This window comes from Prochlorococcus sp. MIT 1318, assembly GCF_047304505.1.
GTDB lineage: Bacteria > Cyanobacteriota > Cyanobacteriia > PCC-6307 > Cyanobiaceae > Prochlorococcus > Prochlorococcus marinus_D.
The window spans coordinates 2,165,116-2,182,272 of record NZ_CP138958.1 but is presented as its reverse complement, the minus strand read 5'-3'; the positions used below and the strand labels follow the sequence as shown (position 1 = coordinate 2,182,272).

The 17,157-nt window shown below is 46.1% G+C and carries 17 protein-coding genes and 1 pseudogene; 9 read left to right on the top strand and 9 right to left on the bottom strand.

Annotation, left to right across the window (positions count from 1 at the left end; all coding sequences use genetic code 11):
* Positions 1-176: 176 nt before the first annotated feature.
* Positions 177-1,478, top strand: a complete 1,302-nt coding sequence (locus tag SIB66_RS10980; RefSeq protein WP_236070303.1) for a cation:proton antiporter — start codon at positions 177-179, stop codon at positions 1,476-1,478.
* A gap of 297 nt (positions 1,479-1,775) precedes the next feature.
* Here the strand turns inward: SIB66_RS10980 and SIB66_RS10975 are convergent, their stop codons facing one another.
* On the bottom strand, positions 1,776-2,999 hold the full coding sequence (locus SIB66_RS10975; RefSeq protein ID WP_063406690.1) for a glycosyltransferase: 1,224 nt from the start codon (positions 2,997-2,999) through the stop codon (positions 1,776-1,778).
* Between the two features lie 210 nt (positions 3,000-3,209).
* Here SIB66_RS10975 and SIB66_RS10970 point away from each other — a divergent pair, with 210 nt between their 5' ends.
* Together SIB66_RS10970 and SIB66_RS10965 are read left to right on the top strand one after the other, a co-directional pair.
* Positions 3,210-3,392: a hypothetical protein gene (locus SIB66_RS10970; RefSeq protein ID WP_063406691.1), complete on the top strand. Its 183-nt coding sequence runs from the start codon at positions 3,210-3,212 to the stop codon at positions 3,390-3,392.
* Positions 3,393-3,724: 332 nt separating this feature from the next.
* Complete coding sequence (locus SIB66_RS10965; RefSeq protein WP_413681297.1) at positions 3,725-4,012, top strand: hypothetical protein; 288 nt, start codon at positions 3,725-3,727, stop codon at positions 4,010-4,012.
* Positions 4,013-4,779: 767 nt separating this feature from the next.
* Here the strand turns inward: SIB66_RS10965 and SIB66_RS10960 are convergent.
* A complete protein-coding gene (locus SIB66_RS10960) occupies positions 4,780-5,235 on the bottom strand; it encodes a hypothetical protein (RefSeq protein ID WP_063407029.1) in 456 nt (151 codons plus the stop codon).
* A 211-nt stretch (positions 5,236-5,446) separates the two neighbouring features.
* The gene (locus tag SIB66_RS10955; protein WP_071818067.1) at positions 5,447-5,614 is read right to left on the bottom strand and encodes a DUF4278 domain-containing protein; all 168 of its coding nucleotides are present in this window, start codon (positions 5,612-5,614) and stop codon (positions 5,447-5,449) included.
* Positions 5,615-5,629: 15 nt separating this feature from the next.
* Here SIB66_RS10955 and SIB66_RS10950 point away from each other — a divergent pair, with 15 nt between their 5' ends.
* The 3 genes and pseudogenes from SIB66_RS10950 to SIB66_RS10940 all read left to right on the top strand — a co-directional run bounded on the left by SIB66_RS10950 (position 5,630) and on the right by SIB66_RS10940 (position 8,525).
* Positions 5,630-5,776 carry a hypothetical protein gene (locus SIB66_RS10950; RefSeq protein ID WP_236070305.1) on the top strand — a complete coding sequence of 49 codons (147 nt, stop codon included), beginning with the start codon at positions 5,630-5,632 and terminating at the stop codon, positions 5,774-5,776.
* Between the two features lie 919 nt (positions 5,777-6,695).
* Positions 6,696-7,474: pseudogene (locus SIB66_RS10945) on the top strand (SIMPL domain-containing protein).
* Between the two features lie 538 nt (positions 7,475-8,012).
* On the top strand, positions 8,013-8,525 hold the full coding sequence (locus SIB66_RS10940) for a hypothetical protein (protein ID WP_063407031.1): 513 nt from the start codon (positions 8,013-8,015) through the stop codon (positions 8,523-8,525).
* Between the two features lie 408 nt (positions 8,526-8,933).
* On the opposite strand, the gene SIB66_RS10935 is transcribed toward SIB66_RS10940, so the two are convergent.
* From SIB66_RS10935 to SIB66_RS10910, 6 genes are all read right to left on the bottom strand, one after another.
* Positions 8,934-9,644, bottom strand: coding sequence for an SDR family NAD(P)-dependent oxidoreductase (locus SIB66_RS10935; protein WP_063406692.1), 711 nt, complete (start codon positions 9,642-9,644; stop codon positions 8,934-8,936).
* Positions 9,645-9,696: 52 nt separating this feature from the next.
* Positions 9,697-9,888, bottom strand: a complete 192-nt coding sequence (locus SIB66_RS10930) for a hypothetical protein (RefSeq protein WP_063406693.1) — start codon at positions 9,886-9,888, stop codon at positions 9,697-9,699.
* Positions 9,889-10,243: 355 nt separating this feature from the next.
* Positions 10,244-10,753, bottom strand: a complete 510-nt coding sequence (locus SIB66_RS10925) for an MAPEG family protein (RefSeq protein WP_413681295.1) — start codon at positions 10,751-10,753, stop codon at positions 10,244-10,246.
* Between the two features lie 537 nt (positions 10,754-11,290).
* Positions 11,291-11,725 carry a hypothetical protein gene (locus tag SIB66_RS10920; RefSeq protein ID WP_236070339.1) on the bottom strand — a complete coding sequence of 145 codons (435 nt, stop codon included), beginning with the start codon at positions 11,723-11,725 and terminating at the stop codon, positions 11,291-11,293.
* A 423-nt stretch (positions 11,726-12,148) separates the two neighbouring features.
* Complete coding sequence (locus tag SIB66_RS10915; RefSeq protein ID WP_063406696.1) at positions 12,149-12,976, bottom strand: methyltransferase domain-containing protein; 828 nt, start codon at positions 12,974-12,976, stop codon at positions 12,149-12,151.
* 44 nt (positions 12,977-13,020) lie between these two features.
* Positions 13,021-13,863, bottom strand: coding sequence for a class I SAM-dependent methyltransferase (locus tag SIB66_RS10910; RefSeq protein WP_063406697.1), 843 nt, complete (start codon positions 13,861-13,863; stop codon positions 13,021-13,023).
* Between the two features lie 332 nt (positions 13,864-14,195).
* Between SIB66_RS10910 and SIB66_RS10905 the strand changes: the two genes are divergently transcribed.
* Genes SIB66_RS10905 through SIB66_RS10895 form a run of 3 tightly spaced genes read left to right on the top strand, consistent with a single transcriptional unit; the run spans position 14,196 to position 17,154 of the window.
* Positions 14,196-15,338, top strand: a complete 1,143-nt coding sequence (locus SIB66_RS10905) for a quaternary amine ABC transporter ATP-binding protein (RefSeq protein WP_063421715.1) — start codon at positions 14,196-14,198, stop codon at positions 15,336-15,338.
* A complete protein-coding gene (locus SIB66_RS10900; RefSeq protein ID WP_063406699.1) occupies positions 15,335-16,249 on the top strand; it encodes an ABC transporter permease in 915 nt (304 codons plus the stop codon). The genes SIB66_RS10905 and SIB66_RS10900 overlap by 4 nt, the downstream gene beginning before the upstream one ends.
* A complete protein-coding gene (locus SIB66_RS10895; RefSeq protein WP_063406700.1) occupies positions 16,246-17,154 on the top strand; it encodes a glycine betaine ABC transporter substrate-binding protein in 909 nt (302 codons plus the stop codon). The genes SIB66_RS10900 and SIB66_RS10895 overlap by 4 nt, the downstream gene beginning before the upstream one ends.
* Positions 17,155-17,157: the final 3 nt, after the last annotated feature.

Genomic DNA, 17,157 nt, shown 5'->3' with positions numbered 1-17,157 from the left:
GATAGCTATCAACATTTCTGTCGTTCCTTGCCTTCGCAATAGCGCCCTCATCAAGGCCTATTGAATGATTGGTTGAAACAGACCACCTCTTTTGAAGGTCAGTAGCAAAGCATCGAGGCAAATCGCTCAAGGGGCCTGAATCGGTTTCACAGAAATTCCATCAACAAGATCTGAACATGGATGGTGGATTTCGAGATCTACACCCGAATTATGGGCAGCATCAAGGGGACTCAAACTCACCACTAGCCGTGCTCCACAGCGACCTTGACCTGGCAGTGATCAGTTTAGTGATCTTCGCCTATTGCCTGCTTTCAAGACGATTGTCCAGGACAGCAGTCTCTGGACCACTGGTCTTTGTTGCGCTGGGCTTAGTTCTTGGCCCTGCCAACCTGGGCTGGCTCAACATCTCATTGGATTCAGCACTGCTAAGGCGTCTGGCAGAGATCACATTGGGTCTCGTGTTGTTTACCGATGCAGCAGCATTGGACTGGACAGTGTTACGCAACAGTGCCCGCCTGCCAATGCGTCTGCTGCTGCTCGGACTGCCACTCAGCATTCTGATGGGTTTCGTGGTGGCCCGATTGATATTGCCTGAACTAAGCCTGATTGAAGCAGCCCTACTTGCTGTGGTGCTCGCTCCAACAGATGCGGCACTTGGCGAAGCGGTGACCACCAACCTCGAAGTACCAGAAGCTATCCGCGAAGACCTCAATGTTGAAAGTGGCCTCAATGACGGAATTTGTGTTCCTATGTTGTTGTGCTTTCTTGGTATATCAACTGGTCATCTTGACCAGATCAATGGACCGAAGGATGCATTGCAGAGCTTTGCCCAGCTGCTTGTCAGTGAAATAGGTCTCGGCCTCGTGATAGGAGCCTTTGTTGGATTATTGGGTAGTTGGTTAAGGGATCAGGCAGAACAACGCAAATGGATTGCTGAGGATTGGAGGCCTTTGATCACAGTGGCCCTGGCCCTGAGTGCCTACACCCTCGCCCAAACCCTTCATGGGAGCGGATTCATTTCCTGTTTCATCGCTGGTCTTTTTTATGGGATCTGCAGTCGCAAAGAACTCAAGGACGGTGAGATGGTGGCTTCCCTGGCAATGGGGGACATGTTGGCCCTACTGACCTGGGTTTTATTTGGCAGTGCCATGGTGCCGGATGCCTGGAGCCACATCACAGTCGCAAGTGTGGTCTATGGGGCTTTAAGCCTGACACTAGTGCGCATTCTTCCCGTTGCCTTAGTAACCAGCGGCCTTGGACTTGATCACTGGACGAAACTCTTCGTTGGTTGGTTTGGGCCAAGAGGTTTAGCCAGCATTGTGTTTGTTGTGATGGTGGTAGACGCGGCGCTTCCAAGCGCACAAGCGATTCTTACCACCACAACGGTCACCATTGTTTTGAGTGTGATTGCCCATGGCATTACAGCTAACCGGTTTTCGATGTTCTACGGCCGTTGGGAAAGAAGCCATGCAGGCTGAAGTAAAGAAGATTGAGTTTATAAAGACTAAACAAAAAAGACGAAAGCCCAAAAGGACAAGCTAGTCAAATGAACGATATATTGAAATGAAAGTATCTACAGTAATGATGCTCAGGATTAGGGCTGGAGATGGTTGAATGACATGCCTGTCAATATCATTAGTGCTTGGAATTGTCAAAGATAATGAATGATAGAAATATGAGCCTATTGAGTGTTCTGCTGGAAGATGAATGAATTTAATTCTAGTAATAATTAATAGTTGATGCGACTTGCCTAACTAATGGCTAGCTAACACTTCTTAAGCCAAGGAACGGCCTTTCCAGGTCCAATCGCGTCCAGTCAGTGTTCTCCAAACTGAAGTTGGTCCAAGCAAGCCAATAAGGATGCCACCTGCACTCATCAACCACCAATTCGTTAATGGCACCTCGAATTTTTGACGTGTCCAAAGACGTAGAATGAACTGAAGTAATACACCAATTACTGAAAAAGTAAAGGCAATTAATAGTGCCCCATAAAAAGGGATCCAGAGCAGGCAAACTATGATCAGCAACAAGACTAGCCAGGGGCCTGTGAACATCCAGAACACTAGTGCTGATGCTCCGATTGCTTTGACGACACTGCTATCTAGGCCAAGAAACCAATTCTTGCTCCAGCCTTCCCAAAGCGCAGGAAAATTGTCGTACATCCGCAATTGCAATGCATCTAACCCAAGCAGATAACGCAGTCGAAAGCCCCCGCTTTTCACTCTACGAGCTAGAGCCAGATCCTCTATCACCACCTCAGCCAGTGCACGATGACCACCAATCTCCTCATATGTTGATCGGCGAAATAACATAAATGGTCCAGCGGCAAATGCTGTTGATTCAGCTGGATCATTGGCGGCTTTAATCGGAAAACCTACAGCCAAAAGACAGGCCATGATCGGTTGCACCATCCATTCAGCAGAGCAGCTGCAGTTAATACGTGGTACCAGGCTCAGCAGATCTGCTTCTTCCTCAATTGCCTGATTCAGTGCACGCTTGAGGGTTTCTGGGTGAAGCTCCACATCTGCATCTACAAACAGCACCCAGGTGCTACTTACAAGCTCCATTGCACGTGAGCAGGCCCAGTTCTTGCCTACCCAACGCTGCGCCAAGGGTCTTGGTCCGGCGTTCAAAATTGTAAAGCGACCTTCCTCGAGCTTTAAGACTGAGGCAACAGCGCTTGCAACTTGAACGGTTTCATCAGTACTCCCGTCATCAACCAACAACACTCTCCAGTTATTGCAGGGTGGATCACTGGCCAAAATTCTGCTCAGGCACACCTTGATGTTGGTGGCCTCGTTATAAGCAGGAACAACCACTGTGAGCTCCGTTCTCTTGAGGGTTTCCCCCTTGCTAGTAGGTGGCTGCCCAGGCTGAAACTGCTTGGAATTTAAGGTTGGAGCATTTTGGAACACACGTACAAGACTGAACAGCAGCAGTAATAAGCCGAGTGCTGCTCCTGCAGCAAAGACAATCAAGATCCAAGTAAGGATCAACAAAATTGTTTCCCTAGAAAGTCCTTCTATCAAATCATCTCAAGGAGTAATCGCGGAAATCAGTTCCATAGGCATTTGCGGTGAAAGCTGGAATGACCAGTTAACCCTGTAATCAAAATCACAGGTCGCCATGAGCACAGTCACAAACTAACTGATAAAAGTCATAGATAATCATTGTATCAATGTAGTAATGACAATCATTTGGTCAAACCCATGACAACAAATAAATTCAAATTAGAGATCGAAAAGATCATCACACTCAGCATTGCGATTGGCTTTGTAACAACTTTTGTTACATCAGCTTTTACAGAAGTCAATGCGCAGTTGAATACCAACTCAAATACTGCAGGTCTTCCCTTTGAAAGCCTGCATAACGAAGTTAAGGCGAAGAACTGAGATTGCCTTAATAAGACTTACTAATCCATGTTTGCTGATTGCTTTTATTTGCAAAAGCAAAATATAACTTTCTAATATTAGGTGTATTTGCTCGTAAATTCTTTGTTGGTAATAATCAAAGCCGATTTTTTACGAGTTTGCCTATATGCCGATGTTTCTATGCATGCAAGTACAAGTAGGTGCCACAATGGCTGAGGTTCCTTTGCGCAGGGTGTCCCGCATTGTCAGTCGAGAAGCCCATTGAACCAAGCACTGTGATGCAGTTTCAGAACGAGAAATTGCGTAGAACAATCCAGGAGTGTCAGGATCTTGACACCCTACGTGGCATCGCAATGCAATTGTTGCAACTTCACGAGAAAAAAAGCGCAATTGCAGAGTGGGCAACAAAAAAGGGAGTTGATGCTGAATGTCGAGCACTTGTGGCCGAGATGGGTAACAACAACAAGCTGGCCAACACTTTTCAAATAATACGAAGTGACGGCCAATCAGATGAGATCGCTGGTAGGTATTTTTCCAGCTATGACGAGGCACATACTGTCTTGGAAAGATATTATGCTGATCTCAGCTGTTGCGATGAGGATGAAAGAGAATACTATGACATTGTTGAGTTAAATAGCTAAGGCATGATGCCTAAGCCACCCCTTATCATTATTTCAAATGGAAGTATTTGCCTAAAACAAGAAAGGAAATTCAGCATCGAATCTTCCTTGTTGATCTTATCAAAACTGAGAAGTAACTAAGGGGAAATGCTTGATGAAAAGCGGAAACAGCACTTTGGTTTAAGCGACAAACTAATTACTTCATTCTTGTTTATTCAGTCGATGTGAATGAAAAAAGATTCTGGAAATTAATTCACTATGCAGAAAGTTGCCACGCAAATCTAAATGCATACAGCTCAGTACTATCTTGTTGAATCAACAGATCTGAAAAGCCTTGGTAGGCATATCTATGGTCTTTCACCAGGGCAAATCCCAGCCCATTCGACCAAATAGCCAAATTCCTAAGGTGACCTTGGCTCCAGTTGTTAAAAGCCACCAGCCCAAGAGCTGCTTTTTAGTAAAGCCAAACAGCATTTTGACAAGACCTTAGTCATTACCATTCATAGCCCACCAAGCGGTCTGTTAGCTACCAGCTGTAGTGGTTAGTCAAAAAAGAGCCCCCAGCTGTCGGTCTGGAGGCATGCATACCTTGCTCAATTCAAATCAAAACGCGCTCAATAGCCTTGCGCTCTCGTAAGTAATACTCATTGCTGTATCTCGAATCAGCTGGTTTGCAGGAGGAGATACCAACCTCACTTACTGGGATATGTGAGGGCGGCCAGCTCTGGGCATGGTCCCACTGATAATTGGGGAGGCCTGCCAACATACAAGATAAAAAAGAAGCTCAATCAATCGGCATCTGGTTCCGCTTTGATTCTGTAATAGCGATCAACGCCGAGCCATTTCCAAGTTGCTCTAGCTGACTTTGGCCCCATAAAGGCAGCCAAAAGAAGGATTGGTAAAGACACCCAGACAACTCCTGTTTGAAACGTTAGCCAAATAAGCCATCCAACAAATACAAGTTGAAGCAGACCAAGGATGGTAAAAACTGTTCCTCTGGGGTAGCGGAAGCCTTTGTAGAGAAGAACTGTGCACATGCCAAGGGTGAATGCTGGGGGCATCGCCAAAGCGATGTTCTTCACCCAGAACTCAAGCAGAGACGTATCTCCATAGATGGGGATACCGCTCAATGAGGGGTTAGTGGCCAGTAGTGCTAGCAGGAATATGACGGTTAGACCTGCGGCGAGTTGACGACTCATGGCTTCGTTGGAACACCCCCTGGAGATAGCAGGTTCTGATGACACTCGCAGTGACTTGGTGGAAAACCAAGTCAAGCAATCCTGGCATCCACAAGTCCCGTACTGAGAAGTAGAAACAAGATGACTTGATGATCGCGAAAAAGCTTTGCAATAAAGCTGCAAACAGTTGAGAGGCGCTAGACAAGCTCAGACCACAAAAAAACCCCGACTAGCGGGGCGAGGTCAAAGGGTTTTTCAGAAGTGATTGCCAAATGAATTACTTCTGGTACTCCTGTCCGCGATAGGTGAGCACAGGATGGGTCTGGGCTGCTTTCAGCTTGTTGTTTGCGTAGACAGTGCGGCGGTATGTCAGTTCTACGAGTTGCTTAGGTGCAACTTCTTTGTGCTGGGCATACTGCTGGCCGCGATAAAGAAGCGTGGTCATGATTCAGAGTCCGAAATGACGTCCAAGTCCCCGTTCCATGGCTTGGCTCGAACTGCGCCCTGCAATGATCAGGGTGAACGTTTTGGTAGCTATCGCTACAAATCAATTATGCACTCTGCGCGGCAGGGTTGGTTGTTCATGCGGATACAAAATCCTGCATAGATGGCGCCTCTTCGCTTTGGATTACTACTGTGAAGCTGTTCTGGAAATCTAGATTCGGTCTGAATTCTCTCTAAAGCTGTCGTTACCGAAGGGACCATTCATGACTTTTATCGGGCTGTGGTCTCAACAAATCTTTACGGGCATGGATGAATGGGGGTAAGTGTCCTTGCAGAACTTACAGCAAGTTTCGCTATTGATTTCTTGATCGAATGAGTGTTGGTCCTTAAAAGGGAGCTAATCAGAGTGAATGAGAACTGGGCATATTTCAACCAAAGAATCAGGGACAAGATTCAACAGTAGAAATACTTGAAATCGTCAGTAAGGCAGCAGGTTCTGCTGGCCTCCCTTAGCGGGCCGGCATTCAGCTCAGTCCTAATGAGCACCTCTCCCTAAATGAGACGAGAAAAACTGAGAATCACAATAAAAAATCCCCTTGGTTTCCGGACCCAGGGGATTGGACGCCGTCCATGGCTAACTTCGCATCTGCTTGGGGAACAAGCTGTAATCAAGGCACCAAGCGAACGTGCCGAATGTATCGATCATCCTGATCAGTATTCACTATTCCCCTGAGTTACGTATTTATTTTCAAGTTTTGGGATTGCCAAAAGTCTAAATATCAAGATTCATAAGCATAGTAACGTATAAATAAATTGAACAAACCAATAAAAAATGATTACTGAACTGTGCACACATAAAATGGAATGAAAGATCTAACGGTCGCTTTTCATGCATCAAATTTCAAAAGAAAGAATAGGGGCGTTGGAGTGGATGGGATTACAGAAAGAAAAATATCAACAAGCGAATCAGATTATTGAGACTATCCACATTCTCGTGCAAGTCTAACAAGGTTAATTTAACAGAAAATTGACTAGCCATTGGCACGAAAATCACTAGGATTCCTCAATAGAGTCATCCAGTCATGACCTCACCGCAAAGTCGAAGCTTGCTAAGCAAGTGTACTGATAATACTTGGCAGCTGCTGCGACGCACTCCACCACTGGTGTTTGCAACGGCTGTTTTCGTGTGCGGCATGGTCGCGGCATCTTCAATCTTAGTGAAGGGAATTCGCAGTAGTAATGACACAATTACTGTCACCGGAGCCAGTACGGAGCGGATTACGAGCGACTATGTCGATTGGTCTGTAAATGTTAAACAAACTGGTTACAACCAGCAGACTTCCTATCAGCTGCTAAAACCATCGTTAGAAAAAATGATTGTCTTTCTAAAAGCTAATGGGGGCAAGCCTGATGAGATAGAATTAGGAACTGTTAGGTCTAATAAAGATCAAGTTCGCAATCCAAAAACGGGAGAACTCCTATCAACAACTTGGACGACAACTCAAGCTGTACTGATCGGAAGTTGGGATGTTAAAAAATCCACATGATTTCAGGAAAGATCAGTGCCCTAATTTGTGAAGGGGTACCTCTTTCAATTAATCGACCCTCCTACACTTTTACAAAGCTTGCAGCCAAGCGAGTTGACATGCTCGCAAAAGCTACTCGTGATGCAAGGAGACGTGCAAAGGCTATTGCCCTGGAAGCAGGCTCGAGTATTGGCGCAATTACCAACGCCGATACCGGCACATTCCATATCACAGTGCCTAACTCTACACAAATGAGTAGTTATGGATCATACGACACCAGCACAATCAAAAAAGACATCACCGCGGTTATGGGGGTAACATTTCGGGTTGAATGAAGACTGAATAAGTCTATAGAGTTGAGGCTTTATCTTATTAATATACGATTGATGATTATACTATAATGAGTAATAGCATGGACTATGCTAATACATTGCTAGTGATTTGTTATTCTTTTTCATTGATAGCCTGATCCGAAATGAAGAGTCTTGTTAAAGTTCTATAATGCCTGAGCCGAAACAGTACATTGCATGATCAGGATAGGGTTTGTCAAGAATTTGATTGCATGCTTGCCAAATGATCCAGTACTAGCTAGTAAATATGAGCATCATTCGCAATGTTTCTTTCTAATGATCTAGAATTAAAAAGAGAATCTATTCAATGCAGGGCAACCATTGCCAGCCAATCGCCAATAGTCTTGAACGATCGTCCTCAGCCTTCACCCCAGCCAGTTTCAGGGAATTTTATTGAATTCAATGATAAAGATAATGCAATTACACAACAATATTGAGCAGGGTGAATCAATCCCAATGATGATTGAGTGCATCATCAGTTACCTACACTGATGATGAGCATAACTACCTTATTGCTACGGCCATGACCCGCGAACGAGATCCCTTCCGCATCCCACGAGCAGGACTAGAGATCGCGGCGATTGCAGGCCTTACATCGATTGATATCAACCTCAATGGAGGAGCCATCAATGGTGGCGAAATCGTGGCCGAGTCAACGCTCGGCGGGATGGCCGTCTATGCCATCTACCAAACTCTTCTGAGCGGATTAAGAACCGAAGCATTGCGCAAGCGGGGTGCGATCAGCCGCACCGTACAAATCCAAATGATAAGCACAACTGTCTGGGAATCCGTTAAACAGGGTGCTGCAGTCAGTGTCTTGTTGGGTGTATTGCTACTGGTGTTCCCTTGGTTGAGCCTGCCACTCTCAATCATGGGGATGGTCGGCATGGGTGTTGCCTCTATTGAATTGTTCAACGCGTTCTGGGATGGTCTTGATGCAATGCAGCGAGCTGAGCTTCATGCTGCATCAATGGAAGCCGGAGTGAATCTTCGTCGCTTTCTGAATGGTGATCAGTCTGATGTTCAATTTTTTTAAATCAAAACGAGCACTTCTACGCAAGCTTTCATTGGTCTGGGCTTCTGCAAAAGCCTCACCCTCATGAACCTCCTGTCTAGACATCTCCAATGAAGGAAAGTTTGTTAGTCGCATTGATCTTTCGCTCACCGCCATTTCTAGACCGCGACAGCCTGAACTTATTCAGTATGAGTGATTTTTAAATAGAAGCAGACTAGTATCAATAATAAAAAGTCAAACTGAGTAAAGATTGTCTTGTTTGCCCACTTTGTTATCTTTAATTGTTGCCAATTAGTGAGAGTATATTCCTGTTCTTATCCTTATGTCTACGATTCTTATCGCAAAGAACCCATATTATTTAAGAGGTTTGGAAAGTTTTGCTCGTCATTTCTTTGCCAATAACAAAGTCTCATCAACTCTACTAAGGGTTTAGATCTCACGTGTGCAGTTCATGCTCAGTTCAAACGGTACACAACTGTTAGGTAGCTGTAGCAAATTTGAGCTCAAAGAGGCGATGTCATCAGGCTGAGTCATCGCCTCTTTGGGCAAAGACTTAACCCTGGCAGCCATATCGGTATTGACCCAACCTGGACAAATCGCTGTCACGCGGATGCCTTGCTCCCATCCTTCGTTACGCATGGTCTGACAAAGGCCCATCAGAGCAAACTTACTAACGGTGTAGCCAGCCAAGCGGCCCTTGGAGCGCTTGCCACTCATTGACACCAACACAATGATGCGCGCCTCAGCATGACATTCAAGCTGAGGCCAAGCAGCGCGGCTGAGCATCCATGGGCCCATGACATTCACCTGCCAGAGCTGATCAATCTCATGCTGCTGGTTATCATTAAACCGTATGGGCGTGCGATGAAATATGCCTGCACAGTGAATCAAACTATCGAAGCCATTGAAATGAGCCAAGCTTGCTGATACCCAGCTTTCGGCAGCATTAACGTCCTGGGCTTCATAGGGATGTAGGAACACTTGTTCAGAACCAGCGATTGCCGGGTCAAGTGCGCTACCAATTAGGGATTTAGGGTCCCGTAGGCCAAGGCTAAGACGATGGCCATCAGCCAACATTCGTTCGGCAATTGCTCGGCCGATACCTCGACTGGCACCACTGATCAAGATGGTGCGCATCATTCCTGAATGGTCGTAAATCCAAAAACATTATTGCTGGGAGTTCTCGTGATGCTCATAACTCTGCAGAATCTGAAAACCTTTTGATGAAATCCCGCTCCACCCAGGCAATCAAAGCCCATGCAACGGAGCAAGCGGTCGCGGGGAACCATTGTTGTTTAATCAGGTCGATAAGCGCAAGCGTGCTTGCGGTGATGGCTAATGCCCGAAGTCCAAAACGTGAGAATCGCAGAAGTTGGTTGTTCATTAGTTTCTCTTCTCCTTTAATAATACTGAGTAAAAAGCCAACTCAACTAGGGAGTGATCAGCTGATCTGATTTTGAAAGGTTTTGACGCTGCCGGGAGTCGGCTAGATCAATCAATTCTAATGACTAAGAGTTTTAACTTTGAACCCAGAGTTAAGGGTTGAGTCAAAAGCTTCACTTTCCTCTAATGACGAGATGGCGAAATTCAACTTAAGAAGATCCTTACATGTAGTAACTCAATGCAGAATCAGAAATGATAAAAGTGCTACGTATGTTTATCGGCTAAAGAATAAAGAGTATCATATCGTAATCACACTAGTTCATTTTACCGATGTTGAAAGTAGTGACAGTTTCACCTTAGCAACCACCAGTAACTGCAGAGAGGGGCAAAAAACAGACAGTGCAGATCAACATCAAAACCGACGGATAGAAAGCCATCGTGAAACCAAGCGCTCGTCCTACCGCACCACGCCGATAGCCTGCAAAGAAGAGAACTCTCCCCATTGCAAAAGACAATGCTGCTAGCGGTACGACAGACAACCATGCTGAGGGCATAACGAATGTCCAAGTGCCATAAACGAATGCCGCTAGGACCGACTGCTCAAGGGTATTTTGAAGAAGAGACTGGAGGAGGATGGCTCGATCAGAATCTGTTCTAAGACCTCTTCCATCAAGCTCCTCTGGGCTAAAGAAGCGATGCTTTGCAAGACGGCCAATCGAAAAAGTAAGGCAGAGAGCAAGAATGATCAGTGATTTAAACAGAACAGAACTTTTTTCTAAGAGTGTAAGATTGCAATGGAAATTAAACGGATTTAGCAAAATTCCGAAAATAATGATCCCTATCGAAACCGCTGTGCCAGTGAGCATTCCATGAAGGACACCACTCTGTTTAATTGAAAGTACCATTGTTGGCTTCTAGTTCGTATTCATATTGGTATCAACTCAATATATCTAGGATTCATGGCCCTGACCTGAAGAAATCATATAAAGCTAATTCTTCAGGAGTAATTTAGAATCATCAGAATACGCACTCAATCTTGGCCCGAAGGTCCAAGTTGGATAGGGTCTGAAACGATGAATGAGGAAGAGGAAAGGTGCTTAATTTTGCAATAAGAAGGTGCTAACTTTTGGAATAAGATTTAATCAATTTTAGAATACTCATGTCCTAGATGTTTTACCACAGAGCAGCAGGATGCTGGCTCGATTAAGGTCCAGGTCAGGTTTTTGCGACAGCCCTGGTCTTGATCTTTTAAAAGTTTTAACCTTTTAAGTGTTTGAAGTCTGGAGTTTCGTTCCTTGCTAGAGCTGAAGCTGTCTTTGGAGACTTTCTTCTCTTAGTTAAGGCTTATATTTCTCTATTCGCCCTTGCGTAGAGGAGATTCCATACTTGACGGCTGGTGATAATTAACTTCTGATAATCATTACCGTGTGTTCTCTTCTCTTGATTTCTAGGTTTAAGAAGAAGGGTTTTCTTTCTGGCTGAAAAGAATTTGATGTGAATTCATTTTCATCAGGATAGTTAGCCCGATTGATCTCGTGTTGAGATGCATCTTCTGTCTTTAACTCTGATGGATGAATGCCAAGCACCATTGATTGTGAATTATCTGTCTGCTTGGCTGTCGAATCAACGCTTTGACCATTACTGCTATCGACTGTGAATGAAAATCCAAGCAGCCATTCGGACAGGGCTATAACCAGAGCCATCGAATACACCAGTAGTAGGTGCAGAATCAAGAGCAGAGGTTGTAAGCCTAACCAAGCTGGACGAAGGATGATTAGCAAGGGCTTGATAACCCTCGAGAAGCGTTGTATGGGCACTATCAGACCATTGACAAGCACAATGGCCAACTCGATAGGGTGTGGAGAGGATGGCATTACTCGTCGTCCCATTCAGGAAAATCTAGTTCTTCCAATGCATCGCTAGACCTAGAGAAGGATCCATAGACGATCAACAACCATTTAACATCACTCTCCGAGCTCGACAATCGAGATTGGTACTCAAAAAGAGGTTGCTACTTAAAAAGATCTGCTTGCTTCATCGCCTGGAACGCTTCGACCTTTCCCATAATGATCTGATCCGACTGGAAAATTGAATCCACATATTTTTAACTATCTGGACAATTTAAAGGGATACTTCTGACGAATTAGTGATGGAATTAATGCCACATGTGGAGGATTAATTGGCCTGTCGATTAATCACCAAGATGGATTCTTGATATGATTCACTATAAAATAAAGGAAGAATTGGTGTTAAGTCCTAAGTTAGTGCTTTGTAAAACGCATTAGGCCCCAGCAAAGTCTTCCCTGACTCCCACCTTCAATCCAATGACCAAGGCCTGCATCCATGCGACTCAAATAATCCGTACTAATTACACTCGCAAGCTCTTGATGACGTCGACGTAGTTCCTCTCGAACCCGCGTGTAATGCCTCACAAGCATTTCTGTGCGTTCTTGCCATACATCTCTAGTCATCCCTGAAGCCTCTGCCCAGATTCGGTAACGATCAGGAGATGCCAAATCTGATAGGTGGATACGATCAAGAATCGGTTGAAGGGCGTTGGCTTCGATGCCGTCGCATGCCATTGGATCTGTTAAGACAAATACACCCCCCGGCTTAAGAAGCCTTGACACTTCATTCATTACCTGGAGGCGATTGCCGGCATGAAGTATGGCGTCTTGACTCCAAACCACATCTGCTATGCCATCGGGCAATGGCACTTCTTCGAATGATGCATCATGTACTTTGATGAGCTTGGCCAATCCAGCAGCATTGTTGAGATCTCGATGGCGCATATTCTCAACGGCAGAGATATTGACAGCATGCACATTGACCTGCCATTGCTTGGCGATACGTCGTGCCGCTCCGCCATAACCAGAGCCAAGGTCAACGACGCAAGCTTTGGCTGGAGGTTGAGTTGCAAGCTCCATAAGTGCTTGCACGGTTCTCTCGCTCGCGGAAGCGATGGCTTGATCGGCAGTCTCGTATAGGCCGATATGGATGTCTTCACCTCCCCAAATCTCGGCATAAAATCGATCTGCATCGCTGCTGTCGTAATAAGTGGCAGCAACAGTTGATGATGATGAATTCATGATTGATTAGGATTGTATTTTGCTGAAGTATTTAATATCACGTATCAGTTTTGTTTAATGTCTGCTATGTATTCCTTCTCAGCGACATGTACATAAAAGTCTGGGTCTTGATGGCCAGGTAAATAATCTCCAAAAGATGTAATCTTCTGGAATCCAACTTCGGTCATAAGTCGGTTTACGTAGCTTTGCCTTAGGGGGAACATATTCAAGTGATAAGTGCTGCCATCACTGAAGGCATATTGAAAACGCGCTAACCCTTCATCAACATGCTCAGGCCTGACATTGACATCCTTCCCGCAATAAACATTTCCCTTCCCAGAACGTATCGCTACACCTTGATCGAGAAGTCGGTCATAGTTTCGGTGGTCAAGAATAAGGATTCCATTATGCTTAAGTACTGCGTAATATTCAGCTAGAGCCTTGCGTCGATCATGCTCTCGAAATAGGTGTGTAAAGGAATTGCCCAGACAGATCACAGCATCAAATTCGCCATGAATATCTCTATTTAGAAAGCGCCAATCAGCCTGAGCAGTGCGTAATAACTGACCATGATCACGAGCATTCTGAAAGGCCTTCGCCAACATATTAGGGCTTCCGTCTGCACTGATGACGTCAAACCCTTCCTTCAACAAACTAACCGAATGAAATCCCGTTCCGGTAGCCACGTCGAGCACGGAACGTGCGCCATGTTCACGAAGGATTCGAATATAAAAATCGCCTTCAGCTTCGGACCTCGCCTTCCAATCAATCAGTCGATCCCATCTGTCTGTGAAATCCTCAACATATTCCTGCTGATAATGGTCTGTATCACGTACTTGTTCGGGTTTTTCACCAAAGTTTTGCAGATCGTCTTGGCAGGGTTTTTGCGAATGTTGAGTCAAAGTCATGCAGATTCAAGCTTCCCGAAGATTTTTTTGATGCGCCATATCTTTGAGGTCGGGAAAGGCCCGAATCAGCTAGAAAGGCATTGGTCTGAGCAAGGCTGCGTTACAGCTTATGCAATTCCCATTCAAAATCATAGCGAATGATTCTATGGATGTCTGTTAATCAAAATCTAATGACATCACATCAGTTCCCTTAACGCCTAAAAATTCATCAAATCCCTTTGGCAATAAGTGCTTTCAGCCGATGATTCAAGATAGACAATTCATTTGACTTCATAGGTGCCTTGGTACGGCCTGTAAGCAGTCATAGTCTATAAATACAGTCGATGTAAGACATGACGCCCCGGATCAGCATCGACCGAGTCTGGAAGGTGTTTGGTGAGCATCCTGAACGTGCGCTTGACGATCACTGTCAAAGTATGGATGCGGAGCAACTCCATAATCAAACCGGTCTTAAGCCTGCCGTACGCGATGTAACGCTGTCTATCTCTAGTGGCGAGATTTTTGTGGTGATGGGCCTTTCGGGTTCAGGAAAGTCCACGCTGCTACGCATGATCAATGGCCTAATCCTCCCAACTGGCGGTGAGGTTTCCGTTGACGGCAAGCCGATCACTCAGTTGGCAGCTGCTGAACTGCAAAAGCTTCGCAGCAACAAAATGGCCATGGTTTTCCAATCTTTTGCGCTCTTCCCCCAGCGAACCGCACTTGAGAATGCGGCCTTCGGCCTTGAGGTTGCGGGAGTTCCGCGACAAAAAAGGCTTGAAAAGGCCAGGGAATCACTTGAGCGTGTTGGTCTTGGTAAGGATCTCGACAGGCTGCCTCAACAGCTCTCTGGAGGCATGCAACAGAGAGTTGGCCTAGCCAGAGCCCTGGCACTTGATCCTCCAATCCTGCTCATGGATGAGGCCTTCTCTGCTCTTGATCCTCTGATTCGGCGCGAGATGCAAGAACAACTGCTGGAACTTCAGGCAGAGAGACCTCGCACGATCGTCTTTATCTCCCATGATCTAGACGAAGCTGTAAGGCTTGGTGATCGCATCGCTCTAATGAAAGAAGGCAAAGTTCTGCAATGTGGAACGCCACGTGAGCTGCTCTGCCAACCCGCCAGTGAGCAAGTTCGTCATTTCTTCCAAGATGTTGATGCTGCCTCTGTGATCACCGTTGATACCGTTGCCGAATTACCCGCTCGCCTAATCAATCAATCAGATTTGCGGCAGCTGCAGATAGAAGGAGATGCAGCAATAGAAGCACCGACGTGCATCGTGGACGATCGAAATATCTTCAAAGGTGTGCTTCAAAAGAACGGCAAAATCATTCCAGCTGAAACTGGTCCAGCTCTCATCGCAGAGACCACCATTCGCGATGCCATGAAATCTGTTGCTAACGCCCCGTATCCAGTTCCAGTGATTGGATCAGATCAGCGCCTCATTGGCGTGATTAGTCCACGTCGACTTTTGCGCTCGATGACCCTGAGATGATGGATGTGATTGACCAAGTTTTTGCAACCGTCAGTACCGGCCCTGTCGGCGAGGGCATGAGCAGATTCGTGGAATGGTTGCTCAATCATGCGCAACCAATTTTCCTAGTGATTGATTCTGCAATTAATGGTCTAGCCGGAGCAATCGAACAGATACTCTCCGTACCAGCGCCCTGGCTGCTAGCTCCTCTGATCGCCATACTCGCAGCTTGGCGAGTGAGTTTGAGCTTCGCCATTCTCAGCCTTCTTGGTCTGAACCTGGTTTTGTTCATGGGGCTTTGGCCGCCAATGATCTCAACCCTGGCCCTAGTTATTGCAGCCTCATTACTGGCACTAATCATTGGCATCCCGATCGGCATTTTTTCTGCCCGTCGCCAACACATCTGGGCGATTACCCGCCCAGTATTGGATCTGATGCAAACCATGCCGGCATTCGTTTATCTCATTCCGGCAGTGATGTTTTTTGGCACAGGGCTTGTCCCATCCACTATCGCAACGCTGATCTTCTCGATGCCACCCGTAGTACGCCTGACGTACCTGGGCATACGACAAGTCCCTGTTGATCTAATCGAAGCCGGGCGCGCCTTCGGTTGCTCAGAACGACAATTGCTCTGGAAAGTGCAACTTCCAAACGCCTTACCAACCTTGATGGCTGGTGTTAATCAAACCATCATGCTCGCTCTATCGATGGTTGTGATCGCATCAATGATTGGTGGTGGCGGCTTAGGTGATGTGGTGCTCAGAGGCATCCAACAACTTGACGTAGGCCTTGGCTTCGAGGGGGGGCTCGCCGTGGTAATTCTGGCTGTAATCCTGGATCGACTCACACAAAGCCTGGCCGCCTCAAACTTTTCGAGAAAGTCATTGCCGCAGCGCTTTAAAGCCTTTACTAACTTCTGGACTTCCTCATGAAAATGTCTAACAAATTGCGAAATCTAAGCCTTGTTATCGCTGGAGTGCTGATGACTGGGGTGTCGGGATGTTCGAACGCCAAACCAGATCAATTGCGCATCGGCTGGACTGCCTGGGCTGATGCTGACGTAGTAAGCCTGATGGCTGAAAAACTAATCGAAAGCCACTATGAGCAGCCTGTCGAACGAGTTATGGCAGATATCGGTATTCAGTACGACTCTGTTGCTCGCGGGAACCTCGATCTGATGTTAATGGCATGGCTGCCAAAAACACACGAAAAATACTGGCAAAAAGTAAGCGATCGAGTTGTAGATCTTGGCACGATGTACTCAGGTCGCATTGGCTGGGTAGTCCCTGACTATGTGCCAAAACAACGTATTGGCTCCATTAGCGATCTGAGCGACCCGAAAATTGCTAACGACTTCAACAACACAGTTCAAGGGATAGACCCGGGATCAGGGCTGATGCAGGCATCTGAGAAAGCGCTAACTGCCTATGACCTATCGGACCTGAAACTGATTTCAGCCAGTGGTGCCGCAATGACAGCCGTTCTCGATCGGGCTATCAATGACGATCGATGGGTCGTGGTAACTGGTTGGACCCCTCACTGGATGTTTGCCCGCTATAAACTCCGCTTTTTGAAGGATCCCAAGAGTGTCTTTGGTGGCCAAGAAGGTATCCATGCCATTGCACGCCTAGGGCTGGACAAAGACCATCCCAAAGTGGTTTCTTTTTTCACTCGCTTCAAGCTGTCCGATGGTCAGTTGGATGCCATGCTATTGGATGCTCAGAACACCTCAACAGAGGAAGCCGTTAATAATTACATAGCCAACAACCGGAATCAAATCGACTACTGGATGAACGGCACGATGCAAGAGCCGAAAGATAGAGAAGCCAAACCATAACCA